This window comes from Candidatus Buchananbacteria bacterium (assembly GCA_013359225.1).
Classification (GTDB): Bacteria; Patescibacteriota; Patescibacteriia; order Buchananbacterales; family UBA6539; genus JABWCG01.
In genome coordinates, this window is the sequence record JABWCG010000001.1 from 59,835 (window position 1) to 83,989 (window position 24,155).

28 protein-coding genes and 1 tRNA gene are annotated in these 24,155 nt (G+C 42.7%); 25 read left to right on the plus strand and 4 right to left on the minus strand.

The features are described from left to right. The first annotated feature begins 38 nt into the window (after nucleotides 1–38). Nucleotides 39–1,688, plus strand: coding sequence for a hypothetical protein (locus HUU49_00390; GenBank protein NUM25063.1), 1,650 nt, complete (start codon nucleotides 39–41; stop codon nucleotides 1,686–1,688). A gap of 101 nt (nucleotides 1,689–1,789) precedes the next feature. Here the strand turns inward: HUU49_00390 and HUU49_00395 are convergent, their stop codons facing one another. Then, on the minus strand, nucleotides 1,790–2,119 hold the full coding sequence (locus tag HUU49_00395) for a helix-turn-helix transcriptional regulator (protein ID NUM25064.1): 330 nt from the start codon (nucleotides 2,117–2,119) through the stop codon (nucleotides 1,790–1,792). A gap of 114 nt (nucleotides 2,120–2,233) precedes the next feature. On the opposite strand from HUU49_00395, the gene HUU49_00400 reads away from it, so the two are divergent. From HUU49_00400 to HUU49_00410, 3 genes are read left to right on the plus strand one after another with little or no spacing between them, the layout of a single operon-like run. Next, a complete protein-coding gene (locus tag HUU49_00400; GenBank protein NUM25065.1) occupies nucleotides 2,234–2,731 on the plus strand; it encodes a cupredoxin domain-containing protein in 498 nt (165 codons plus the stop codon). 60 nt (nucleotides 2,732–2,791) lie between these two features. Then, complete coding sequence (locus tag HUU49_00405; GenBank protein NUM25066.1) at nucleotides 2,792–3,175, plus strand: hypothetical protein; 384 nt, start codon at nucleotides 2,792–2,794, stop codon at nucleotides 3,173–3,175. Nucleotides 3,176–3,182: 7 nt separating this feature from the next. Then, on the plus strand, nucleotides 3,183–3,926 hold the full coding sequence (locus HUU49_00410; protein NUM25067.1) for a TIGR00730 family Rossman fold protein: 744 nt from the start codon (nucleotides 3,183–3,185) through the stop codon (nucleotides 3,924–3,926). Between the two features lie 6 nt (nucleotides 3,927–3,932). Here HUU49_00410 and HUU49_00415 read toward each other — a convergent pair whose 3' ends face one another. After that, the gene (locus HUU49_00415) at nucleotides 3,933–4,508 is read right to left on the minus strand and encodes a ribonuclease H-like domain-containing protein (GenBank protein NUM25068.1); all 576 of its coding nucleotides are present in this window, start codon (nucleotides 4,506–4,508) and stop codon (nucleotides 3,933–3,935) included. Between the two features lie 181 nt (nucleotides 4,509–4,689). On the opposite strand from HUU49_00415, the gene HUU49_00420 reads away from it, so the two are divergent. From HUU49_00420 to HUU49_00490, 15 genes are all read left to right on the plus strand, one after another. Further along, the gene (locus HUU49_00420) at nucleotides 4,690–4,971 is read left to right on the plus strand and encodes an HU family DNA-binding protein (GenBank protein ID NUM25069.1); all 282 of its coding nucleotides are present in this window, start codon (nucleotides 4,690–4,692) and stop codon (nucleotides 4,969–4,971) included. A gap of 102 nt (nucleotides 4,972–5,073) precedes the next feature. Beyond that, entirely contained in the window at nucleotides 5,074–5,415 is a 342-nt protein-coding gene (locus tag HUU49_00425; GenBank protein NUM25070.1) for a phage holin family protein, read from the plus strand. A 2-nt stretch (nucleotides 5,416–5,417) separates the two neighbouring features. Continuing rightward, entirely contained in the window at nucleotides 5,418–5,900 is a 483-nt protein-coding gene (locus HUU49_00430; protein ID NUM25071.1) for an RpiB/LacA/LacB family sugar-phosphate isomerase, read from the plus strand. Nucleotides 5,901–5,903: 3 nt separating this feature from the next. Continuing rightward, nucleotides 5,904–6,536 carry a ribulose-phosphate 3-epimerase gene (locus HUU49_00435; protein NUM25072.1) on the plus strand — a complete coding sequence of 211 codons (633 nt, stop codon included), beginning with the start codon at nucleotides 5,904–5,906 and terminating at the stop codon, nucleotides 6,534–6,536. After that, on the plus strand, nucleotides 6,536–8,374 hold the full coding sequence (locus HUU49_00440) for a transketolase (protein NUM25073.1): 1,839 nt from the start codon (nucleotides 6,536–6,538) through the stop codon (nucleotides 8,372–8,374). The genes HUU49_00435 and HUU49_00440 overlap by 1 nt, the downstream gene beginning before the upstream one ends. Continuing rightward, the gene (locus HUU49_00445) at nucleotides 8,374–8,946 is read left to right on the plus strand and encodes a M48 family metallopeptidase (protein NUM25074.1); all 573 of its coding nucleotides are present in this window, start codon (nucleotides 8,374–8,376) and stop codon (nucleotides 8,944–8,946) included. Before HUU49_00440 ends, HUU49_00445 begins: the two co-directional genes overlap by 1 nt. Nucleotides 8,947–8,951: 5 nt before the next feature. Then, nucleotides 8,952–10,697, plus strand: coding sequence for a DUF2207 domain-containing protein (locus HUU49_00450; GenBank protein ID NUM25075.1), 1,746 nt, complete (start codon nucleotides 8,952–8,954; stop codon nucleotides 10,695–10,697). Beyond that, nucleotides 10,600–11,820: a hypothetical protein gene (locus HUU49_00455; protein NUM25076.1), complete on the plus strand. Its 1,221-nt coding sequence runs from the start codon at nucleotides 10,600–10,602 to the stop codon at nucleotides 11,818–11,820. Before HUU49_00450 ends, HUU49_00455 begins: the two co-directional genes overlap by 98 nt. A gap of 5 nt (nucleotides 11,821–11,825) precedes the next feature. Next, complete coding sequence (locus tag HUU49_00460; protein ID NUM25077.1) at nucleotides 11,826–13,208, plus strand: glycosyltransferase family 39 protein; 1,383 nt, start codon at nucleotides 11,826–11,828, stop codon at nucleotides 13,206–13,208. Further along, nucleotides 13,205–14,557, plus strand: a complete 1,353-nt coding sequence (locus HUU49_00465) for a hypothetical protein (GenBank protein NUM25078.1) — start codon at nucleotides 13,205–13,207, stop codon at nucleotides 14,555–14,557. The genes HUU49_00460 and HUU49_00465 overlap by 4 nt, the downstream gene beginning before the upstream one ends. 124 nt (nucleotides 14,558–14,681) lie before the next feature. Continuing rightward, on the plus strand, nucleotides 14,682–15,431 hold the full coding sequence (sufC, locus tag HUU49_00470; GenBank protein NUM25079.1) for a Fe-S cluster assembly ATPase SufC: 750 nt from the start codon (nucleotides 14,682–14,684) through the stop codon (nucleotides 15,429–15,431). Nucleotides 15,432–15,433: 2 nt separating this feature from the next. After that, a complete protein-coding gene (gene sufB, locus HUU49_00475) occupies nucleotides 15,434–16,831 on the plus strand; it encodes a Fe-S cluster assembly protein SufB (protein NUM25080.1) in 1,398 nt (465 codons plus the stop codon). 1 nt (nucleotide 16,832) lies between these two features. After that, nucleotides 16,833–17,696 carry a SufD family Fe-S cluster assembly protein gene (locus HUU49_00480; protein ID NUM25081.1) on the plus strand — a complete coding sequence of 288 codons (864 nt, stop codon included), beginning with the start codon at nucleotides 16,833–16,835 and terminating at the stop codon, nucleotides 17,694–17,696. Nucleotides 17,697–17,701: 5 nt separating this feature from the next. Next, nucleotides 17,702–18,919, plus strand: coding sequence for a cysteine desulfurase (locus HUU49_00485; protein ID NUM25082.1), 1,218 nt, complete (start codon nucleotides 17,702–17,704; stop codon nucleotides 18,917–18,919). Continuing rightward, the gene (locus tag HUU49_00490) at nucleotides 18,892–19,254 is read left to right on the plus strand and encodes an iron-sulfur cluster assembly scaffold protein (protein NUM25083.1); all 363 of its coding nucleotides are present in this window, start codon (nucleotides 18,892–18,894) and stop codon (nucleotides 19,252–19,254) included. Before HUU49_00485 ends, HUU49_00490 begins: the two co-directional genes overlap by 28 nt. A 36-nt stretch (nucleotides 19,255–19,290) precedes the next feature. On the opposite strand, the gene HUU49_00495 is transcribed toward HUU49_00490, so the two are convergent. Next, nucleotides 19,291–19,367 (minus strand) — tRNA-Pro (locus HUU49_00495). 116 nt (nucleotides 19,368–19,483) lie between these two features. Then, entirely contained in the window at nucleotides 19,484–19,951 is a 468-nt protein-coding gene (locus tag HUU49_00500) for a hypothetical protein (protein ID NUM25084.1), read from the minus strand. A 263-nt stretch (nucleotides 19,952–20,214) separates the two neighbouring features. Here HUU49_00500 and HUU49_00505 point away from each other — a divergent pair, with 263 nt between their 5' ends. The 6 genes from HUU49_00505 to HUU49_00530 are packed head-to-tail and all read left to right on the plus strand — an operon-like array spanning nucleotide 20,215 to nucleotide 24,146. Next, nucleotides 20,215–21,462, plus strand: a complete 1,248-nt coding sequence (locus tag HUU49_00505) for a replication-associated recombination protein A (GenBank protein NUM25085.1) — start codon at nucleotides 20,215–20,217, stop codon at nucleotides 21,460–21,462. A gap of 3 nt (nucleotides 21,463–21,465) precedes the next feature. Continuing rightward, nucleotides 21,466–21,912 (plus strand): NUDIX domain-containing protein, encoded by a 447-nt coding sequence (locus tag HUU49_00510; GenBank protein NUM25086.1) that lies wholly within the window; start codon nucleotides 21,466–21,468, stop codon nucleotides 21,910–21,912. 52 nt (nucleotides 21,913–21,964) lie between these two features. Further along, nucleotides 21,965–23,008: a PilT/PilU family type 4a pilus ATPase gene (locus HUU49_00515; GenBank protein NUM25087.1), complete on the plus strand. Its 1,044-nt coding sequence runs from the start codon at nucleotides 21,965–21,967 to the stop codon at nucleotides 23,006–23,008. 13 nt (nucleotides 23,009–23,021) lie between these two features. Beyond that, nucleotides 23,022–23,360, plus strand: coding sequence for a hypothetical protein (locus tag HUU49_00520; GenBank protein ID NUM25088.1), 339 nt, complete (start codon nucleotides 23,022–23,024; stop codon nucleotides 23,358–23,360). Nucleotides 23,361–23,388: 28 nt separating this feature from the next. Beyond that, nucleotides 23,389–23,733 carry a hypothetical protein gene (locus tag HUU49_00525; GenBank protein NUM25089.1) on the plus strand — a complete coding sequence of 115 codons (345 nt, stop codon included), beginning with the start codon at nucleotides 23,389–23,391 and terminating at the stop codon, nucleotides 23,731–23,733. Further along, a complete protein-coding gene (locus tag HUU49_00530) occupies nucleotides 23,733–24,146 on the plus strand; it encodes a hypothetical protein (protein ID NUM25090.1) in 414 nt (137 codons plus the stop codon). The genes HUU49_00525 and HUU49_00530 overlap by 1 nt, the downstream gene beginning before the upstream one ends. The last annotated feature ends 9 nt before the right edge of the window (nucleotides 24,147–24,155 follow it).

Here is a 24,155-nt window from a genome sequence, read left to right on the forward strand (position 1 = left end):
CAAAAGCTTAACTTTTTAACCAAAAGGAGAACTAATCTATGAATAACTACGGCAAACTAGTCGCCGGAGTCGTGGGGTTAGCCGCCCTAGGTATTATTATTGCCGCGACCAGCGGCGTTTTTAATAATCGAGTGTTTACTGATGACGGTATTGACGTACGTAACACCGCCTGTGAAGATATTGCTTCATCGCGCTTGGCGGTTAATAATGAGTTTGAAGAGCGAAAACAACAAGCTCAAAAGCAACTTGCCGCTGACCGCGACCAGGCTAGTGATGATTATTGGGCGCAAAATCGTCAGCTTGAAGACGCATATCATCAGTGTATTTCAGCAGCCTTAACGGCTGATCCGTGCAAAGAGCCATTTGAAGAAGTCGGTCGATTGTACGAAGAAATTATGGCTGATTTTGAAAATGGTCGGGGGTTTAACGAAGGAAAGTTTCAAGAACGAGAGCGGGCAAAGGAAAAGTACAATAAATGTGTTGAGGATGCTCGTAAACCGGAATTTTATAAAGATAAAGAAGCCGAGTGTAATACAGCGTTAGAATCTGGTCGTCAGCTTAATCAGCAGAATCGTCAGACCGCTGAAGCCGGCGCTCAGGCAAAGTATGAAGCGGCTTTAGCTAAGGCTGAAAATGCTCAAGCTCAAAAGCAGGCGATTTTGGACGCTATTGAGGAAAAATGTAAGGAGCCTGGCGGTAACACTAATTTGAACATCGGCGCGGTTACAACTGTTGGCGCTGGTACGGAAATTAAATCGGGCAGTCCGGCCTGTACGGGAGTGTTTTCGGGTAATGATCCACAGCTACGTAAAAAATTGGCCGATTTGGAAAATCAATTGAATAAAGCCAAGGCGGCCGGCTTGCGTGGTGGACTGTTTGGTATTGACCACTTGCAGTCAGCAGTTGATGAAGCCAGACAGGCACTTAAAGATTCGCAGCGCACTTGTGAAGTGGATGCTGACTGTGGTGATCCGACACCGGTTTGCTGTAGTGGTATGCAGGTTGGCCGGGCGTATTGTAATGATGGTGTTTGTGCCAATGAAACAGTTGATTGTCAAAGTCCGGAGATTTGTGCCGGTAAACCGGCCGCTTGCGTTGATCCATCAACCGGTGTGCAGCAGCAAGATGGCATCATGATATCCCGAACAATCCCGGAAGTTGGTAGCTGTTCTCAAAATTTACAAGTGTTGAATTTGCAGCAGGCTGATGCTAATTCGGCCCGCTATGAAATTGTTGGCAATATTCCAGACTGGCTGGGAATTGATAAACCGGGCGGAATTTTGCCGGCCTCAGTAAACGTGACATATGCGTGTAATACCGTCCAGGGTTTTGGTCCGGGTACTTATACCGTGCAGGGTAGCGTTTTAGTTCGTGACGCTGATAATAAATTGGTTAACACCATTCCGCTTAACATTGTGATCACGGTGACACCCTCGGCAACCGACCTAGAAGTTATTGAGTATAATGGTAAATACCTGCCGGTCAGTCAGATACACAAATTTACCGGTCCGGAGTGCGATGGCGATGAGCACTGGCATGCCAACAATGGTGTGGTAACTGCTACTGACGGTACAACGGTTCCTGACACCAGTGATTGCGGCTATGGTAAAACTAAAAATGTTCCAGTGATAAAGGTTCCCGCCGTTCGGGGTGAGGTTAAAGGATTAGAAGGCCTGCGAACTAATTAGTTCTAATTAAAACAGCCGGCTTAACAGCCGGCTGTTTTAGTATTGGTAAAATTTTGTATCAAGTTACTTATTATTAAGGATCACTGAGAGCCTAAAACCGGCTATAAAAATTTTTTGCCGTATTTTCTGACCTCTTCAATAATTTTATGCAGGCCTTTGCCTTTTTTGGTTAGGGAATATTCAACTCGTGGGGGCTTGCCGGATATTTTTTTGCGAGTAATAAAGCTTTGCTGCTCCAATAACTGGAGTTTCTTGGTTAGGGTTCGCGAGCTAATCCCTTTGAGTGAATGCTCAAAATCGCCAAAATGTTTGGTTCCTCCCAGTAAATCACGGATAATTAATACAACATACGAGTCGCCGATAATATCGGCCACCCGGGCGATAGGGCAGGCAAGAAGATTTTTTTTGCTTTTTTTGGCAGTTCTAAACATATCCACATTGTAGCATGGATTTAGATACTTTACAATGTAAAGTATCTAGTATATAATAATCATATTCCTGTTGACTAACAGGAAAATTAACTAATAATTAACCAAAAAAAATCAATGGTTAAACTAAAATATTTTAGTGTCGGAGTTACAGCTCTTGCACTAATTGCGCTTGTTGGCGCCGGATGTACCCCAAAGGGAACAACTTTAAACAGCAATACTAATAGCAACACTAATGCTGCTGTCAATGCCGAAACCGACGACAACGCCAATGCTAATACCGCTCTACAGGGCGGCAGTAAAACCATGCAGGGCGATGTCAAAGAATTTACCATGACTTCATTTTATGAAATTGTTGACGGTCAGCCAAAACCACAATTTTCAATTAAAGAGATCGCCGTTAAAAAAGGCGACAAGGTCAGAATTAAAGTTATCAACACCAAAGGTAATCATGATTTCAACCTTGATGAATTTGGTATTAGCGAACAGACCCCTTTGGATCAAGAAGTGGTTATTGAATTTACCGCTGATAAAGCAGGGGAGTTCCAGTATTACTGCAGCAAACCGGGCCACCGAGAAGCTGGCCACTGGGGAACCCTTAAGGTGACTGAGTAAAGAAAAAAGAATTGATATCAAAAAATCGCCTCAGGGGCGATTTTTTGATATAATAAACGTATGAAAAAACTCCTTATTGCCATCCTGATTTTGTTACTGCTATTGGTGGTTTTGGTGTTTGGCGCCGGGCTGTACTTTTATTTTAAGTTTAAGCCATTTTTTATTGATGTCAGCCCGACCAATGTCCAATTGGAGGCGCAAACCGCTGAGACAGAGAAAAATTATGCCACTACTACTGACAAGAATCCTTTGTTAAATGAACAGCAAGAACAGGCCCTAGAGCAGGTTGGTGTTGATCCGGCTAAATTGCCAACCCAAATTACACCCGAGCTGGAGGCGTGTTTTGCCGCCACTTTGGGTGCCGATCGGGTTTCGGCAATTAAATCAGGCGAATCGCCGACAATCATTGATTTTTTTAAAGCCCAGTCTTGTATAAATAAATAAAATATTTATGTCAAAGAAAAAAAACATACCCGTTGAACTGCCGGCCAATAATAAAGGGGTGCTCAACCTGCCATCCGTTGAACTGCCTATTAAACCGCTGACCGTAGAAGAAGTTAATCGGGATATGCGGCGAAGGATTTCTAATATTAAAAAAGAATTCACGGTTGGTTTTGATTTTATTAAAACTCATCCTAAGTCGGTGACGTTTTTTGGTTCAGCGCGCCTGAAGCCGGCCGATCCGTACTACCAAAAAGCTGTTAGCTTGGCTAAACGATTAGCTAAAGAAGGGTATGCGGTTGTCACTGGTGGCGGTCCGGGTGTGATGGAAGCGGCAAACCTTGGAGCCCTAAAAGGCAAAGGAGACTCATTGGGTTTAACGATCAGACTGCCCAAAGAGCAGGTAACTAACCCGTATGTCTCTGATTTCAGAGAGTTCCACTATTTTTTTACTCGTAAAGTGTGCCTGACCTTTTCGGCAGAGGCCTATATTTATTTTCCGGGCGGCTATGGCACGCTAGACGAATTTTTTGAAATTTTAACTTTGGTTCAAACTAATAAAATTGAACGTGTTCCGATTGTTTTGGTCGGCCGTAAATTTTGGCGGCCAATGCATTCATTTCTTAACAACTATGTGTACCAGCGGTTTAAGGCCATTGATAAAGAAGACATGAAGTTATACTACATGCTCGACGATGAAGAACAGATTGTTGAGATTATTAAACGCTCCCCGGTTCGTCAGATTGATCGTTAGGAAACGTTACCAGGGCATTGTTAAATTGATGGCAGTTTTTTCAATTGTTTCCCAATTACTGGTGTCAATTGGAACCTGAGTTACCTCATTAAAAAATTTGTATCTGAGAAATTTATTTTGTAAAGCAAATTCGTACAGCTCTTTAGTGATTTTAACGTCTTGCTGGCAATAGGTGCGAATTTTTTCTAATTCTCCCTGGCGATACCAGATGACAGCGTCAATGCCTTTACCTCCCTTGTTGATTCCCAGCGTCCCAGCGGCGACAGCGTCAAGCGGCAGCCTCTTGCCGACTGATTTTTTGATCTCTTGCATCAAGTCAACGCTTTTAATTTTAGTTAAGTCGCCCGGGTAGTATTTGTTTAATAGGGGAATGTCAAAATAATCGGAATTATAGCCGACGATTGAATCAGTATGTTCCAAGATATTCCACAGCTTATTAAATTCTTCTGGCTGGAAACTTACATAGTCATTAAGTTGGGAGTCATAAATAACCAGCAAAGAAATATCCAAAGCAGCCGGGTCTGAACTGCCGACTTCTTGAAACGTATTTTTGGTTTCGATGTCAAGAAATACTGTACGCATGATTTTACCATTATAGCAGGTCGCTTCAACAAGTCCAAAAAAATTTGTCTGCTATCAAATTTTTTGATAATATAAGGGTATTCTTGACATTTTCCGTGACAAAGATTTCAAGATTGTGTATAATGTAGGTGATAGCAAATGACTAAAATTAGCTATTTTAATTATTAATAAACTAATTTTTATGGCAAAAATGACCAAATCTCAGATCATGGCTAGCCTTGCCGAGAAGTCTGGATTAAGCAAGAAGGACGTCAATGCCTTGGTGGAAGCCATGGTTGAAATGGCCTACAAAGAGGTCAAGTCCAGTGGTGAATTCACCATTCCTGGCATTGGCAAGTTGGTTAAGGTTAACCGCAAGGCCCGCATCGGCCGCAACCCGGCTACTGGCGAAGAAATCAAAATCCCAGCCAAGACGGTTGTTAAGTTCCGAGTTGCCAAGGCTGCTAAAGATGCCGTTTTGTAAACTCTAGTTTGTTTTCAAAAGAGCCCCTTTTCAGGGGCTCTTTTATTTGGTTAAATCCCTAATTTTTGGTAAAATAAATAGGTAAACTAACTTAATACTTGTATGACATTATTAATCAATTGGTTGATACTTACTCTTGCGATCATCATCACGGCGTATCTGTTGCCGGGCGTGACAGTTAGCGGGGTTGCTGCCGCGCTGGTCGCCGCGCTGGTTTTAGGAATAATTAACACATTAATCAAACCGGTTTTGATTATTTTAACTTTGCCGATCAACATTTTAACGCTAGGGTTGTTTACTTTAGTGATTAACGCCGGTTTAGTGATGCTCACGGCGGCGATTGTTGAGGGGTTTAGTATGACTAATTTTTGGTGGGCGTTATTATTTGGCTTGGTGTTATCAATTATCAACTCGGTTCTCAGCCAGTTGAAGCAGGAGGAATAAATATGATTTATTTAGGCGCCGACCATGCCGGCTTCCAATTAAAGGAAGCGGTAAAAAAATATCTTGATGCCACTGGCCGGGCGTATCAAGACCTTGGAAATTTCCAGTATCATCAGGATGATGACTATCCGGATTTTAGCTATTTAGTGGCTAACAAAGTTTCCAAGTCTTCCAAGGCTCGGGGAATTTTATTTTGCGGTTCTTCGCAGGGGGCATGTATTACCGCTAATAAAGTTAAAGGCGTTAGGGCTGCGTCAGTTCGTAATGTTGCTGAAGCCGTATTGGCTCGCGAACATGATGACGTTAATATCATTTGTTTGGCCGGTGGCCGTCAAGTCCAAAAAAAATTTAAGAAGGTTGGTGTACCGGTAGCTGAGGCAAAAAAAATTATCAAAGCCTATTTAGCGACTGTTTTTTCTTCGGCACCGCGCCATCGCCGGCGAGTGAATAAGATCAAAAGAATTGAGAAGCAAAATTTTCGTTAAAATATGAAGCCGCATATTATTCCAGCAATTTTGACGTCTGATCTGTCAGATTTAAAACAGACGTTGGCGGGTCTTCGCGGTTTAACTGATTGGGTGTCAATTGACATAGCCGACGGTATTTTTGTTGATTCAACTACTTTGACAGTCAACGATCTTGAAGCAGTAGATATCCCGTACAAATTAGAACTGCATTTAATGGTCAATAATCCGGAAAGTTATTTTTTGCATTGCAGTAGGGTTGGAGCCAAAAGAGTTTTTTTTCACATTGAAGTGTTGGCTGATGTGGCCTCAGCGATTGCAGAAGCTAAGTCGTATAAGTTTGAAGCCGGTCTGGCGCTGTGTCCCGATACCGACTTAAAATTATTAGCGCCCTTTGTTGACGACATTCATTCGGTGTTATTGATGGGAGTTAATCCGGGCACCCAGGGCCAGGATTTTATTCCTGCAACTCTGGACAGGATTAAACAATTAAAGACTAATTATCCGCAGATCAAGGTGTCAGTTGACGGCGGACTTAACCCCATGACTATTAGTCAGGCGGCTGCCGCCGGTGCTGATACGCTGGTGGTTGGTAGTGCTATTGTTAAACAGTCCGACTTTAAACAGGCCTTTGAATATTTAAAAACAAAAATATAATGAATAAACTTGTCTTAGAAAAATTAGCAAAACAAGTCAGACATTCAATTTTAATTTCCACCACGCACGCCGGATCGGGCCATCCGAGCTCTTCGCTTTCCGCCGCCGACCTAATGACGGTGTTGTATTTTGGCGGTTTTTTAAAGTATGATCTTGCAAATCCGCAATACCACAACAATGATCGGGTGATTTTTTCTAAAGGTCATGCGGCGCCGTTACTGTATGCGTTGTACGCGGCAGCTGGCAAAGTTACGACTCAGGAATTAAAAACCCTGCGTCGCTTTAATAGTCGGCTTGAAGGTCACCCCACATCGGCATTCCCGTACTCTGAAGCGGCGACCGGCTCATTGGGGCAGGGGTTATCAATCGGTGTTGGTATGGCGTTGAACGCTAAAATAGACAGGCTGTCGTATAAAACGTACGTGTTATTGGGGGATAGTGAAATGGCGGAAGGGTCGGTTTGGGAAGCAATTCAACTGGCGGCATACTATAAACTAGATAATCTGATTGGTATTATTGATGTAAACCGTTTAGGCCAGCGCGGCCAAACAATGTATGGCCATAACGTTTCGGCGTTTGCCAATCGCGTAAGCAGTTTTGGTTGGCAGGTAATTACTGTTGACGGACATTCGGTGGCAGAGATTGCTAAAGCGTATCAGCGCGCCGCTAAAGCCAAAAATCGTCCAGTGATGATTATCGCCAAAACGATTAAGGGTAAAGGCGTTCGGCTGATTGAAAATAAAAATGGTTGGCACGGTAAAACATTGAGCGTTGATGAATTACAACAGGCACTGCTTGAACTGGGGACGGTTGACTTTAAGCTTCGTGGCAAGATCAGCCTGCCTAAAAGGGTAAATCTAAGAAGTAAAACGATCAAACCAAAATTGATTATTGAAGAATATCATCGTCCATTAGCAACACGTAAAGCATACGGCCATGCCCTGGTAAAACTATATCCGAAATTTCCGCAATTGGTGGTGCTTGATGCCGAAGTGAGCAATTCAACATATGCCCAAACTTTCAAAGAAGCGTATCCGGATCGGTTTTTTGAAATGTTTATTGCTGAACAAAATATGGTCGGTGTCGCCGTGGGGTTGGCGGCGCGGGGAAAAATTCCTTTCATTTCAACCTTTGCTGCATTTTTTACCAGGGCGTTTGATCAAATCAGAATGGCACAATACTCGGGCGCTGGGTCGCACATAAATTTTGTCGGTTCTCATGCGGGGACTTCCATCGGTGAAGACGGTTCTTCACAAATGGGCTTGGAAGATATTTCTATGTTTCGTTCGGTATTAGATAGCATTGTGTTATATCCGTGCGATCATGTATCCGACGAAAAATTAGTTGAAGCGGCAATTAAACATCCGGGCATCTGCTATGTTAGAACGACGCGCTCTGATTTAGCGAATATCTATCCAAGTTCAGAAAAGTTTGAAGTTGGCGGTAGTAAGACTGTTAGGCATTCATCGCACGATCAATTGACAGTGGTTGCTGCCGGCATTACCCTGCATGAAGCGTTGGCGGCGTATGAGGAGTTGAGGCGGGAAAATATTACTATTCGGGTGGTTGATGTTTATAGTGTGAAGCCAATTGATGTTGTAACCTTAAAAAAATGCGCCCGTGAAACGTCGGCCATTATTGTGGTTGAAGACCATTTTGAGCAAGGGGGGATCGGTGAAGCGGTTCGAACTGCTCTGCAGGATGTTAAGGTAATTATTCATTCACTGGCAGTTCGTAAAATGCCAAAAAGCGGCCGGCCTGAGCAGTTGTTGTCGTATGAGGAAATTGATCGTAAAGCTATTATTAAAAAAGTAAAGCAGATTATTGGCCGACAGTAATGAAAAGAGATATTGTATTAGCCGGTCGGGAGATTAGGTACACGCACCATAAGACCAGGCGGGCTAAAAGATTGATTATTACAGTGCGTCATGATGCTAGCGTATTGGTGACCACGCCGAGGTATTACCCTTTGAAATTTGTTGAGCAGTCTCTTCATGAGAAAAGCGGCTGGATTATGCGGCAGGTTGAACACTTTAAACAACTGCCTAAGTCAGTATTACATTCGGTTGATTTGAGTGAGTACCGACAGTACCGGCGAGCAGCCAAGGATTTAGTGGAACAGTTGGTTAAGCAGTTTAATCAATTATATAATTTTTCTTTTAATAAAATTTCAGTCAGGCGTCAGACCACACGGTGGGCAAGTTGTTCGGCAAAAGGTAATTTGAATTTTAATTATAAAATTATTTTTTTGCCGACATCGTTGGCGGAATATATCGTTGTCCACGAGCTGTGCCATTTGCAGGAAATGAACCACTCCCAGAAATTTTGGCGCCTAGTGGCTTTCGGCATTCCTGATTATCGGTCTCGGCGTCAACAACTAAGAAATATTAATACATTTTCGTCGCAGTAAGCTTTATGCAGATAAAAATCAAATTTCTTATTATCTTTCTGCTGTTTTTTTGCTGGTTAACTCCCGCTGCCGCTGAAACCATTCAGGATTTTTCGGTTGGTATTGGTATCAATCAAGATGCCACCTTTGATGTTCGGGAAGAAATTTTTTATGATTTTGGAACGGAGGTTCGTCACGGTATCTATCGGGATATTCCTGTAAAATATCAGACTGCCCAGGGCAATAAAAGCATTAAAGTCTCTAACATTAGCGTGACAGACAGCGCTGGTAATCTGTATCAATTTACAACTTCGAGAGTGGGGGATTACTTACGAATAAAAATTGGCGACCCTGATGCGACGGTGAGTGGCGAACACATGTATGTTGTTGGCTATCGGGTTAGCCGGGCGATAAATTATTTTCAAGATCATGACGAATTGTACTGGAATGTTACTGGAAATAATTGGACAGTGCCGATCAATCAAGTTAAGGCTATAGTAATTTTGCAAGCCGACGCTTTGAAAGATTTGCGCCTTGCTTGTTTTAGCGGCGCCTATGGCTCAACTCAGCCTTGTCGCACGGCTGAACTGGCATCTAATGCCAATCGCGCCAGTTTTTCCGACTCCGGTTTTGCCGCCGGTGATGGCTTGACGGTTGTTGTCGGTTTTCCTAAAGACGTTGTGGTTGAGCCGGCATGGTGGCAAAATGCTCTTGTGGTCGTTTATGATAATTTGATTTTACTTCTGCCGGTTATTGTTTTAGCGGCATTGTATTTGCTGTGGCGGCGATACGGCAAAGATCCAAAGGGCCAGGGGACGATTATCACCCAGTTTGATGCGCCCAAAGATCTTAGTCCGGCACAAGTCGGACTGATTATTGACGAGAATGTTCGTCAGCGCGATATCTCTTCGGAAATCGTTTACCTGGCAACCAAGGGGTATCTGAAAATCCACTATTTGGACGACTTGAATTTTTTTGATCGCTTTAGCAAAGCAGATAACTATGTGATTGAAAAAATAAAAACGGGTGATGACTTGCCGAATGATTTTCAACGTCTGCTAATGACTAAATTATTCAATGATGATTTTGTAAAAACGCATGAAGTTAATGGCAAAAAGATTGCCGGAGTCCGTCTAAATGCATTACAAGAAAAGTTTTATAAAGACTATAAAGACATCAGTAAAGCGGTGTATCAATCAATGATTAGTAAAGGGTACTTTGCCGGAAATCCTCAGACTATCAAAGGTATTTATATTTTTTTGGGTGGGCTAGTTGTTTTTTCAATCTTTTTTTTGGGTGGGCTGCTAAATCCGTTATGGATAATGAGCGTGGCGATTTCCGGTGTGATGATTATTTGTTTTGGTTTTATTATGCCCCAGAAAACTAAAGCGGGAGTTTTGTTGAAAGAGCATGTCCTTGGTCTGAAAAATTATCTAAAGGTCGCGGAAAAAGACCGATTAGCGTTTCATAATGCGCCGGAGAAAAAACCGGAAATATTTGAACGGTTGCTGCCGTACGCCATGGTGCTTGGTGTTGAAACCGCTTGGGCGGCGCAGTTTGCCGGTATTTATAATCAACAACCTTCGTGGTATTCCGCGCCGGCGTCTCGCCACCTTAATGCCATGATTCTGGCCGATTCACTTGACGGTTTTGCTGATGTATCCGGCAAGGTTGTTGCGAGCCATCCGCGTTCAGCGTCAAGCGGCGCTTCAGGGTTTAGCGGTGGGTTCAGCGGCGGCGGCTTTGGCGGGGGAGGCGGCGGCAGTTGGTAAATACATGCATCAAAAAATAAAATCAAAATTTTTTAGGTTAGTTGTCATTAGCGGCTTAGCTTTATTTTTTTTCGCGCCGGCTGCTTTTGCGGCAACACAAAAAATTATTTTCGATCAGCGAGAGTTAACTAATTCAGATTCAGCCTCAGCTTGGCAAATTTTTAATAATACTGATGAGTCGCTATATCTGCGAGATGGCGGTTTGCTGCTTCATAGCGACGGTGACGCCTATTTAGTATATACCGGTCAGTTTAATTATCAGCAGTATGATCGGATGAAACTGACTATCGCCGTCAATCAGCCGGTACGGTTGACGGTGATTCCTGACGTTTCCACGACCGGATTTAACACCTATGAGCTGCGTCGGTATATCCAGCCGGCATCTCAACCGACAACCGTTGATCTGTCATTGCGGTTGCCATTTTTCAAAAATTCCATTAGTGATCTGGGAATTAATTTTTTCAGCGAGCAGCCGGCTGAAATTATTATTTCGCAGATAATTTTAGAGAAGTCTGGCCCCGCGGAATTGTTTGCGGTTGCGGTTAAAGATTATCTCAGAGTTTTTGAATATTCGCCGTTTACTGTTAATGTTTTTGCCGCGCCAAGAATTTTTGGTCACCCAGCCGCTGCTTATGTAATGCCGATTATTATTGTTTTAATTTTGTTGATGGTATTTAGTAAACGTTGGCGACGCTTAGCAATGGTGCTAATTTTGGTTATCTGGATTATTACAGATGCTCGTATGACTTATGAATTTTTTAGCTATCATTTGGCTGATTACCGCAGTTATGTAGCGCCGGTGGTAGCCGAAAAGCGCCTTCGAACCTATGGTGATTTTTACCAATTTGCCGATTGGACTACCGCGCATATGCAGCCGGGGGCTATGATTAATTTCTATAAATCTGGTAGTGCTCATTTTCCGCGCCTGCTGCAGTACCTTACATACCCGTTGGTGATTAACGACGAAGGAACAGAGGCAAAAACGTATTTGGTGTATAATAGGAAAGATATTGTTTACGATGAATCGTCGCGATTGTTATACCTAAATGGCGTTGCGATTACCGGCGCGGGGCAGGTGACTGATCGTTATAATACTTATTCATTTATCTTTCAAGAGGAATGATTTTAATGTGGTTTAAAATAATCATGGCATTATTGTTGGTTTGGCCTCGTGGATATTTGTTGATTTATCTGATTGACCGAACCAAGAGTTTTAGTTTCGGCTTTAAGTTTTTTGTCGGTTGGCTGCTTGGTCTGGCTGGATTTACTTTGGATATTTTCGCCGCCCTGGTGTTTGGCGGCCAAACGCTTAATTGGCCGGTGCTGCTATTGTCGGCAACTTCTCAAATTGTCGGCTTTGGTTTCATGATATTTTTATTTGAGAAAAAAATTCCGTTGCCACATTTGGGTGCATTAAAGCCTTTCGTGCTTAATCAAATTAATATCATTAGATCTTTTTCTGGAATTGAGAAAACAGTTTTGTTGTTATTGGTTTTAACACTGTTATTAAGAGTTGGCGCAAGCGTCTGGCAGACTGCTTTGATTCCAACCTATGATTTTGATGCCTGGAATAACTGGAATTTGCGAGCTAAAGTCATTTATACCGAATCGGTTATCCCGCTTGATCCGGCTAACCCTTTTTATTTAGGCGGTGGTATTAAAAGTTATCCGTTAAATGACGCGCTGTTAAAAGTTTGGTTGGCAAAGGCGGCTGGGAATTTTGACGAAGGGGTTATTAATTCGGTTAGCGTCATTTATTACTGCTTATTATTGGCAATATTTTATGTAGCGCTGGGTAGCGTCGTGCCTCGCTTGGTTCGATTGGTGGCAACTTATGCGCTCAGCGGCGTACCGCTGTTATATTTCCACTCTCAGGTCGCTTACGCCGACTTATATTATTCAATATTTTTATTTGTCAGCCTGCTGTCATTATTTTATTTTTTGTCCAACAATGGGTTGTCGTTTTTCTACTTGTCGGGCATTATGGCGGCTTTTGCAATCTGGACTAAAAATGAGGGTTTGACTATTTTGTTGCCGGTGCTCCTGCTTATTTCTATGGGTTTGTGGTTTTCCAAAAAGGTTAAAACTAAGGATTTCTTGCTGCATTGGTTTTTTGCGGCATTAACGATTTTTCCCTGGCTGGCCTTTAGGATAATAAACCGGCTTGATATTTTGAGTGGCGATTCTAGCAGTTTTAAGCTAGTTTATAATGGTCAATTTGTTACTGAAGTAATGTCCTCAATTTTTTTGCGCAGTCATTTTAATCTGCTGTTTGTACTATTTTTCGTTTTAATGTTATTGAAAATAAAAGATGTTTATCGCGATCAAGCATTACGGTTTTTGTTTGCGGTCATTACAACATTATTTTTGATCTATAACGGCATTATTATTTTTACTGATAAGGCATATGATTTGAGCGCGGCCACTCGCGTCAATTTACATTTGGTACCATTAATAGTTGCGGCGTTGGCATTCTACTATCATAAGTTTTTTGGTAGAATAAAATTATGACATCAAGAAAATTACACAATCATAAGGCTTGGATTATTTCGGTTGATATGGGGTATGGACACCAGCGCGCCGCCGCGCCATTGCGACACTTGGCGCAAAACGGTAGAATTGTGACTTGCAATACCTATCCGGGCATTCCGACCAAAGATCGGCGAATCTGGCAGGAGAGCCGCAAGTTTTATGAATTTATTTCCCGGTTTAAACAGGTGCCGGTGCTAGGCAGTAAAGCCTGGCAAGTGTATGACAGCCTGCAAAAAATTCCTAATTTTTATCCCAAACGTGATCTTTCTAAAATGAGTTTTCAGGTCAAAAAAATTTATGACCTGATTGAAAATGAAAATTGGGGCAAGCATCTTATTGATCAGCTGGCTAAAAAACCGCTGCCGCTTGTAACAACTTTTTTTGTTCCGGCGTTTATGGCGGAAGCTTTTAATTATCCCGGTGATATTTATTGTTTGACGACTGATACTGACATTAATCGCGCCTGGGCGCCCAAACATCCGGCGTCAAGCCGCATCAATTATTTTGCTCCGAATTATCGCGTGGTAGAGCGCTTGAAGTTGTATGGAGTACGCTCAGAACAGATTTTTTTAACAGGATTTCCGCTGCCGCTGGAGAATATCGGTAACGATAAATTAGATGTCTTAAAGGCAGATTTGACAAAGCGATTGGTTAATTTAGATCCAAAGAAAAATTATTACAATTTATATCATGAAGTTGTTAAAAAATATTTAGGTATCAAAAAATTGCCGGCTAAAAGCGGCCATCGCTTAACGTTGATGTTTGCGGTTGGCGGCGCGGGAGCGCAGCGAGAAATCGGCGCCCAAATTATTACCAGTTTACGAAATGAGGTTATAACCAAAAAAATCAGGCTGGTGTTGGTTGCCGGAATACATAACAATGTCAGTAACTTTTTTAAGGCGGCAGCAACAAAGTGTGGTTTAAAACATGAGATTGGCCAGGGCGTTGAGATTATTTATGACAATACTAAAGATGGCTATTTTCGAAAGTTTAACAAAGCGTTGCGAACGACTGATATTCTTTGGACTAAGCCGTCGGAGCTGAGTTTCTATGTCGGTTTGGGCGTTCCGATTATTATTGCGCCGCCGATTGGTTCCCAGGAAGATTTTAATCGCAAATGGCTTCGGACTATTGGCGCGGCCGTCAGCCAAGATGATCCGAAACATGCTAATCAGTGGGTGTTTGATTGGGTTGACAGCGGCTGGTTTGCCGAAGCGGCTATGCAGGGTTTTGTTGAGGCGCCAAAATTTGGAACGTATAATATTGAACAAATTATTTTCCACCGTTCAGAAAAAGCCAAGAAGCCAAAGATGGTTTTACAGTATTAATGGTGATGAATATTTTAGGGGCGCGCGCAGTTTAGAAAAGTAAAACTGCTTTTTATTATCTTTGACACTATTGTAAATGTGTGGTATTAGTACTTAGTTGGAATTATTAATTTTTGTATATCAGATGGCAACTGTTGTGAAAAAAAATTTAGTAATAAAAAGGTTACGTGCCGGGGTTGATGGGAAAGAAATTTTGCATCAGCTTGATTTGGTTATTAAACCGGGCAAAGTTGTTGCATTAATGGGCCCTAATGGTTCTGGCAAATCTACATTGGCGCAGGTGTTAATGGGTAATGGTGATTATCAAGTGTTGGGTGGGCAAGTGTTGTGGCAGGGTAAAAACATATTAAAACTTAAGCCTGACGAGCGTGCCAAGTTGGGGCTATTTATGTCATTTCAGTACCCCTATGAGCTTTCAGGCATTAATATGTATGAATTTTTATCAACTTCTTTTGCGGCAATTCATGGAGAAAAAAAACATCGCGTGGAATTTGAAAACAGGCTGTACCAATCGCTAAAAATTTTGCAGTTGTCTGAAACCTATTTGAATCGCTCAGTCAACGAGGGGTTTAGCGGCGGCGAAAAAAAGAAATCAGAAATTTTGCAGCTGTTACTCTTGAATCCCAAGATTGCCATTTTAGACGAAACTGATTCCGGCCTGGACATTGATGCTTTGAAGCTGATTGCTAAAAGTATCAATGGCTTGCGCTCGGCAACAAAGGGTTTTTTAGTCATTACTCATTATCAGCGTTTACTTAATTATCTTAAGCCTGACGAAGTGTGGGTGATGTTAGGCGGTAAAATTGTCAAACAGGGACCAGTAAATTTGGTCAAGGTTCTGGAAAAAAAAGGGTATGACTGGCTTAAGTCATAAATATGCCATCTAAGACGGTTAATATTAATCAAACTAAATATACTTTTCGGGATCGCCAGCAATATATTTTTAAGACACCCAAGGGTTTGACGCCGGAAGTGGTGAGAGAAATCTCACGCCAGCATTCCGAGCCGCCTTGGTTATTGGATTTGCGATTGCGGGCGCTAGAGATTTTTTTGCAAAAGCCGATGCCGACTTGGGGGCTTGATTTGTCACAGATAAATTTTGACGAGATTACCTACTATATCAGACCGTCGGAAAAACAATCAAACACCTGGAAAGAAGTTCCTAAGTATATCAAGACGACTTTTGACCGGCTCGGCGTGCCGCAAGCGGAACGAAAATTTTTGGCCGGTGTCGGCGCTCAATACGAATCGGAAATTATTTATCATAACTTAAAAAAACAGTGGGCCGATTTGGGCGTGGTATTTTGTGATATGTCTGAAGCTGCTAATCTGTATCCCGATTTGGTCAAAAAACATTTTGGCACGGTCGTGCCGGCCGATGACAATAAATTTGCGGCGTTAAACACTGCCACGTGGTCGGGCGGGTCGTTTATTTATGTGCCCAAGGGTGTTGAAGTTGATTTGCCATTACAGGCTTATTTTCGGATTAATGCGCCGTCAATGGGGCAGTTTGAACGGACATTAATTATTGTTGACGAGGGCGCCAGTGTTCACTACATTGAGGGCTGTACCGCGCCAATGTATTCTAAAGATTCTTTGCATGCGGCCGTGGTGGAAATGGTGGCGCTGCCAAATGCGCGCGTTCGCTATACTACTATCCAAAATTGGTCGACTAATGTGTATAACCTGGTTACGAAGCGCGCTGTGGCGTATGAGAATGCGCTGGTAGAATGGGTGGACGGTAATCTTGGTTCAAAAATGACGATGAAATATCCGGCCGTGTACCTTCGGGGACGACGAGCGAAGGCGGATATTTTATCAATTGCGTTTGCCGGCAAGGGTCAGCAACAGGATGCCGGGGGGAAAGTCTTTCATTTTGCATCGGATACTTCGTCTAAGATCGTATCTAAATCAATTTCTAAAGACGGTGGACGGGCGGCGTATCGTGGCTTAGTTTACGTTGATAAAAATGCTGATCATTGTAAAGTCAAAGTGAATTGTGACGCCTTGATTTTAGATGAAAAATCTAGATCCGACACTTATCCGACGATGAAGATTAGAAATAAAAAAGTAAGCATTGAACACGAAGCAACCGTATCTAAAATAAACGAAGGTCAATTGTTTTATTTAATGTCTCGCGGTTTGACGCGCCAGGAAGCTGAGCGCATGGTTGTGGCCGGCTTTTTGGAAATTTTTGCTAAAGAGTTGCCACTTGAATATGCGGTTGAATTAAATCGTCTCATTGAAATGGAGATGGAGGGAAGCGTCGGATAGTATGAGAAAGCCATCAGTTCAGCAATTAATTAAAAAACAAACCGGTCTTATGCCAGGTGCCGATCAAATTTTTGAAATTAAGGCCAAACCGGGAGCAGTTGTTTATTTAGCTAGTTTAAATTTAGATTTTAATAAGGAAATTTTTTTAGCGGTCAGTAATAAGAATATTACCATTATTGACGATCACGGCCTTGTAACTAAAAAAAGCCGAGCGTTGCGACTTAATATTTTGACTGGTTTTGACAGCAACGTTGATTATGTTATCACTAGTCCGGGGGTTGATTCGTATCAGGCGTTTTATCAGTTTTATCCGGGCGAAGACGCCAGTTTGAATTGCTATGCCTTAGGTAAATTTCAGGACGAAAATTATCATTTGACTTTGGCGATCAATCAGCATTCATCCGGCAGTATTGGTAATATTATTTGTGCTTTTGATTTTAAAAATCAGTCGCGAACAAGCGTTAGTTTAATTAATAATCATCAGGGCCGCGACACGGTTGGTGATATCAAATTTAGAGGGCTTGGTCGTGATGCGGCCAAGGCGTTGATTGAAGGAATGATCAGTATTGGTAAAAAGGGGAGTAACACTAATTCTTATCTGCAGCAGGATGTGTTGTTGGTTTCGCCGACAGCAAGCATTGATGCTAAGCCGAATTTAGAAATTTTAAATAATGAAGTCAAAGCTTCGCATGGTGCAACGTTAGCTAGCTTTGATCCGTCGGTGTTGTTTTATCTGGAAAGCCGCGGACTGGATGAGCGCCAAGCCCAGCAGTTGATTATTAATGGTTTTTTTAATTCGTTGATTGCCAAAGTTGATAACAAAATTATCATTAAACAGTTTAAAGAATTTTGGCCAACAGTATGAGTAGTATGTCTATAAAAAATATTAAAAAGGATTTTACCATTTTTGCTAAACATAAAAATTTGGTTTATTTAGATTCGGCTTCAACCAGCCAAAAACCGTTAGTGGTGATTGAAGCTGAAAGCGAGTGGTACAAAAATTATCATGCCAATATTAACCGCGGCGCCTATCGGCTGAGCGAAGCGGCGACGGGACTATACGAAATGACAAGGTCTCGCGTGGCGAGGTTTATTAATGCAGAGGCGCCAAATACAGTTGTTTTTACCAAAGGTGCCACAGAAGGGATTAACTTAGTCGCTTGGGCGTGGGCCAGACACAATTTACAAAAAGGAGATGTGATTTTACTTACGGAAATGGAACACCATGCCAATATAGTGCCCTGGCAAATGTTGGCTCAGGAGCACGGATTGGAATTAAGATTTTGGCCGATCACCGCAACAGGCGAATTGGCAATTAGTGATCTAGCTTCATTGTTTAAAGGGGTAAAGTTGTTGGCATTAACCCATGCTTCAAATGTTTTAGGAACCGTTAACCCGGTTGAAAAAATTGTTAAGTTAGCCAGTCAACAGGGGATTAAAGTTTTAGTTGATTCGGCGCAGGCGGCAGGTCACTTCAAAATTGACGTTAAAAAAATTAATCCGGACTTTTTGGTTTTTTCGGCCCATAAGATGTTTGGGCCAACTGGTGTCGGCGTGCTGTATATCAAACCAGATCGACACAGTGAATTTGTGCCATACCAAACCGGCGGAGATATGGTGCGGGAAGTAACCAAAACCAAAACAACCTTTGAAAAAATTCCGACAATGCTTGAGGCCGGTACCCAGGCCCTGGCCCAGGTTTTTAGTTTTGGTAAAGCTATTGAATATTTGCAGAAAATTAACATTGAAGTTGTCGCCAAATATAATCAGGAGCTTATTAACCATGCCTGGCAAGAATTATCTAAAATTAAGGCAGTGACAATCTATGGCCCGAAGGATCGGATTAGTTTGATTAGTTTTACCGTGAAAGATATTCATCCGCACGATTTAGCAACTCTGTTGGATCGCCATGGTATTGCTGTTCGGGCCGGACATCATTGCGCGATGCCGCTTCATCAGGCGTTGGGGGTTAACGCGACTGTCAGAATTAGTTTGCAAATTTATAACGATAAAAAAGATATTGATTTGTTTATCAAAGCGCTTAAAGAAATTATTTTACAATGGTCTACCCATATCGCCAAAAAATAATGGAGTTGTATCGCCGACCGCTCAATTACGGCACGGTGGCAAAGCCAACTAAAAAATTTAAAGGCGCAAATCCCTTTTGTGGTGACGCATTAGAAATTTTTGTTGTGCTTGACCAGGATCAAAAAATCAAAACGGTAAAATGGCAAGGTCAGGGTTGTGTGATCTCACAAGTGGCTGCCTCCGTTTTGACGGAAATGATTAAGGGTAAGACTTTGGCGGCAGCGCAAAAAATTGAGTCGCAAGTGTTGATTGATCACCTGGATTTGGAATTGTCGCCGACCAGACGTAAATGTGCTTTGTTGCCGTTATACACCATTAAGGAAATCCAAGATTGATAAATAAAAACGCCCCTGAAATATCAGAGGCGTTTTTGGTCGGGCTGGCGGGACTTGAACCCGCGACCTCAGCGTCCCGAACGCTGCGCGCTAGCCAACTGCGCTACAGCCCGTAGGTATATTTTAGTCTAGTAAGTTTATCAAATAAAATCAAATTTTTTTAAAAAAGAATTCGGCCGCCGTCATCCAAGTGGAATCGGGCGGCCGTGGTGGTAGTGGGGTGGTGGGTTTATCGGATTTCGTAGTTACGTACCACGATGACGTTGCTTTTTCTGAAGCTGATCCGGTTGATGACCCAACCGGTCAGGATCAGAGAAAAGCAGGTTCCGTACCAGTACACCACTTGTCGCATCGTGGCTTCGTCGGTCATCTCCCAGAGAAGACCAAAGAATCCAAGCATGCAAAGCGGCATACCCCACTCGTGTTTTGGGTGATCCATCTGCCACCCGACCCAGGCTGCGATTTTTCGCAAAAACCCGACGGTCAGGTAGGCGATGGGGAGGAGGAATCCACCGAGCAGATTGATCTGGCAGATCAGCTGAGCAGTGGGGTTGTCGGTGGAAATCGTGACACCGGCGGTGATGATGGAGGTGGCGAGTAGCGCCAAACAAATCTGGGGAACCCAGAAGAGTTTGGAATACCATCCCCAAAAAGCAGCCAGCGCCACGTCAATCCCGTGACCAATCCGTTGGAACATTGCAATTCTCCTTCGCGTTGAGCCGTTGAAAACGGCGTTGATTGTACACCCAATTTGACTTTAAGGAACTTATTTAGTATAGCATATTTTATATATTTTGTCAATATTTAGCGCTTTTGACCTAAATAGGATTTAAGAGGTAGAATAAAGTAGCCTTTATTTTGCAAAAAAAGCCTATTTTTAGCGAGAAAAAAGCGTTTAAAGGCTTAGTTGTACCAGATTATAAAATCAACTTAAAAAGCTCAAAAATTACTTAATTCAAAATGGACTTATTTGATCACAAATTAGCTAAAGATCTCAGCCAAAAAGCTCCTTTGGCTGATCGGCTTAGGCCGCAAACGTTGAGTGATTTTATTGGTCAAAAAGATGTCGTTGGTGAAGGCAAATTATTACGATCAGCCATTGAGTCTGACGAAATTCCTTCCATGATTTTTTGGGGACCGCCAGGGACTGGTAAAAGTACCCTGGCGCGCATTATCGCTAAGCTGACCAAGTCAGAATTCATGCAATTGTCAGCGGTGAGTTCCGGTGTTAAAGAATTTCGGGAAATTGTTAAAGTCGCCTCCGACCGGCGTAAGTTTAATGGCAAACGAACCATTTTATTTATTGATGAGATTCACCGTTGGAATAAAGCCCAGCAGGATGGACTTTTGCCATACGTTGAGCAGGGCCTTATCACCTTAATCGGTGCTACTACTGAAAATCCAAGTTTTGAAGTTGTTTCAGCTTTACTTTCGCGTTGTCGTGTTTTCGTTTTGAAACAATTAACCGAGCATGATTTGGAAATAATTATTGAACGGGGGATTAAAGAAGGTTTTGGTGAATTAAAAATTAAAGCGGATGAAACCATTATTCGTTATTTGGCGAACCTCGCCAGCGGTGACGCCCGGGTGGCATTAAACGCTTTAGAATTTGCCGTGACTTCAACCAAGCCGGAAAACGGTAAGGTGGTGTTAAGTCGAGAGGTAATCAGAGAGTCTTTGCAGAAGTCCAGTTTTTTATATGATAAAGACGGTGAACAGCATTACAATATTATTTCAGCACTTCATAAATCAGTTCGCGGCGGCGACGCGGACGCGGCGTTATATTGGCTGAGTCGGATGCTGGAGTCGGGCGAAGACCCGCTGTATGTCGCCAGGCGCTTGGTGCGCATGGCGGTTGAGGATATCGGCCTGGCTGATCCGCACGCCTTGGAACAGGCGGTGGCTTGCTATCAGGGCTGTCATTTTATTGGTATGCCGGAGTGCGACGTGATTTTGGCGCAGTGTGTGGTATACCTAGCGCGGGCCAAAAAATCAGTGGAGGTATACCAGGCGTATGGCAAAGTAAAACAAGACGTCAAGGAAACAATGGACCAGCCGGTGCCGCTTCATTTGCGCAACGCGCCGACAAAGTTAATGAAAGACTTAGCGTATGGCAAAGGCTATAAGTATTCACCCGATTATGATTGGCAGGAATCGCAGGACTATTTACCGGAGAGTTTGAAAGATAAAAAATATTTAGATTCTTAAAGTATGGTTCGAGAAAAAACAATTGGATTTATTATTTTTCGCCGCCAAGGAAAATCGGTTCGCTATTTGCTGCTACATCATGGAGGTGATTATTGGAATTTTCCTAAAGGGCGTCAAGAAGCCGGAGAGGATGAAGTTACTTCGGCCAGGCGCGAGCTTGAAGAAGAAACTGGTATAACTGCCATTAACATCATTCCAGATTTTCGTGACGAGTATGATTACGATTTTGATACGGAAATCAGATCGGGGGTTAAAGAACGAATATATAAGAAAGCAATTTTTTTTATGGCCCAAGCCGAAACCGACGAAGTAAAAATTTCTGATGAGCATATTGATCACGGGTGGTTTGATTATGACACGGCGTTAAAACGGTTGTTTTTCCAAAATGGCCAAAACTTGTTAAAGCGCGCGCATAAGTTCCTTTTAAATAAACAGGATTTTGTGTTATAATAAATGAGACGACACAGTTAATTTTAAGTTAGGTGTTTCGTTTAACTCATTTATGGACATAAAGAAATACTTTAATGAGGCGTTGCGGCGCAAAGCGTCCGATCTTCATCTGGTGGCCGGAAATAAGCCAACCCTGCGGATAGACGGCATTCTTGATGTTTTAGATAAAGAAAACCTTGATCCGGCAGAATTGGAAATTGCCACTTTTTCTTTGATGAAAGAAAGTGAGATTGAGTTTTATAAAAAACACAAAGAACTTGATTTTGCTTTAGATATCGCCGGCGGACACTTCCGCGTAAACGTTCACCAACAAGAAGGGCAAATCGGTTTGGCCGCCCGCGTGATTCCGGAAAACATCCCAAGTCCCAAAGACATTTATTTTGATGAAACGATTTATCGCTTCAGTCACCTAAACCAGGGGCTCATTTTAGTTACCGGTCCGTCTGGTTCTGGTAAATCAACTACTTTGGCGGTTTTAATCAACCTGATTAATAAAGAGCGCAAAGCCCATATTATCACCATTGAAGACCCGATTGAATTTATTTTCCACGAAGAACAAAGTATTATTGAACAGCGCGAGCTGGGGCGCGATACGCATTCTTTCCAGGAAGCATTGAAGCGAGCATTGCGTCAGGATCCAAACGTGATCATGGTAGGTGAAATGCGCGACCCGGAAACTATCTCTGCGACGCTCACCGCGGCGGAAACCGGCCACTTGGTATTATCAACTTTGCACACCAATAATGCGGCGGAAACCATTGAACGCATTGTTGATACTTTTCCGGCCCATCGCCAGCAGCAGATTTTAATGCAGCTTGCCTCAACATTGCGCGCGGTCATCTGCCAACAGATGATGCCCAAGCGCGGCGGCGGGGTCGTTGTCGCCCGGGAGATTTTGATTAATACGCCGGCGATTGCCAACCTGATTCGGGAAGATAAAATCGCTCACATTCCGTCGGCAATGCAGACCGGCCGTAGCGAAGGCATGGTGACGATGCGTTCATCAATCAAGAAACTTTTTGAGCAGGGGCTCATCGAAGAACAAGTGTACGTTAATCGTACCGGCAGTTCGGAAACCCTAAGCACCTATTATTAAGATAAAAACGACTATGACATCTGAGCGTTGGCAAGAAATTATTGGACACGTTAAAGACAATTTTGAATTAATCAACCACGTGACTCAGGATTTGGACGAGGATGCTGGACCCGGTACAATAGAAATTTTGGAATTTCGTACCCCCGTGGGACAGATGAAGCTTGAGTGGACGACACAGCCGTTAATCATCGATAAGCGGACAATCGGCAGCAAGCGTATTGGCGGCGACGTCACGGTGGAATATAAGTATTCTGATACCGAACAGGTGCACAAGTTCAAGGCTTTTAAATTCGACGAGGCTCAAGAGGCATGGGTGGAATTGGCAATGGATAAAGGTAACATGTTTTTTTAAAAAAGATAATTAATAAAATAAAAAATATATGATACGACGAAAACAAAAAATCGATGAATCCGAGGTATTAAAATTCGGATTTTTGGGCGGTATCGCTCAAGCCACTTATATTTTGCTTGTCGCACTGTTTATTCAGGTCATTAGCCTTGCTCGACCGGCAGGAAAGGGCGGAGTTGGCGATGTTATTTTGGTTTTGATTATGTTTGTTTTCAGTGCGGCGGCGTCGGCCATTATCGTTTTTGGCTACCCAGCGTACCTGGCGGTTCAAAAGCGCTTTGCTGAAAGTCTGATGACGGCGGTCACCACCCTGGTTACTTTGGCAATCATCGGTATTTTAATGTTTATCTTACTTTCAATTGTTCAATTTCTATAATGAATAAAAGAGTTGTTTTAGTAGCTATCGGAGGGGTATTTTTATTAGCAGCACTGGCGTTTGGTAGCAAATTTTTTGGTAAAAATGATCAAATCCCGTTATTAGATAATTCAGCGCCGGTAATTGTTGATGCTAATTCAGCCGATGAAACTTCCGCCAAGCCCGATGACTATCAGGCAAATGTTCAACAGACGCTCAAGCAGTATTGGCAGACAGGGGAGAGTGCCGGCATCAAAGACCGGTTGTTAGCATTTACAACTCCAAGTGATTTTTTAGATCTTCACTTAGACTTAGTTATTGCGTTTGAACTTATTGAGCAGGGGCAAAGCGGCAATGATCAGGAAAAGATTGCCGGTGCCAAGGCAAAATTAGAGGCTTTAAAAACACAATATCCGTGGATCGCTAATTATTAAATCATACAT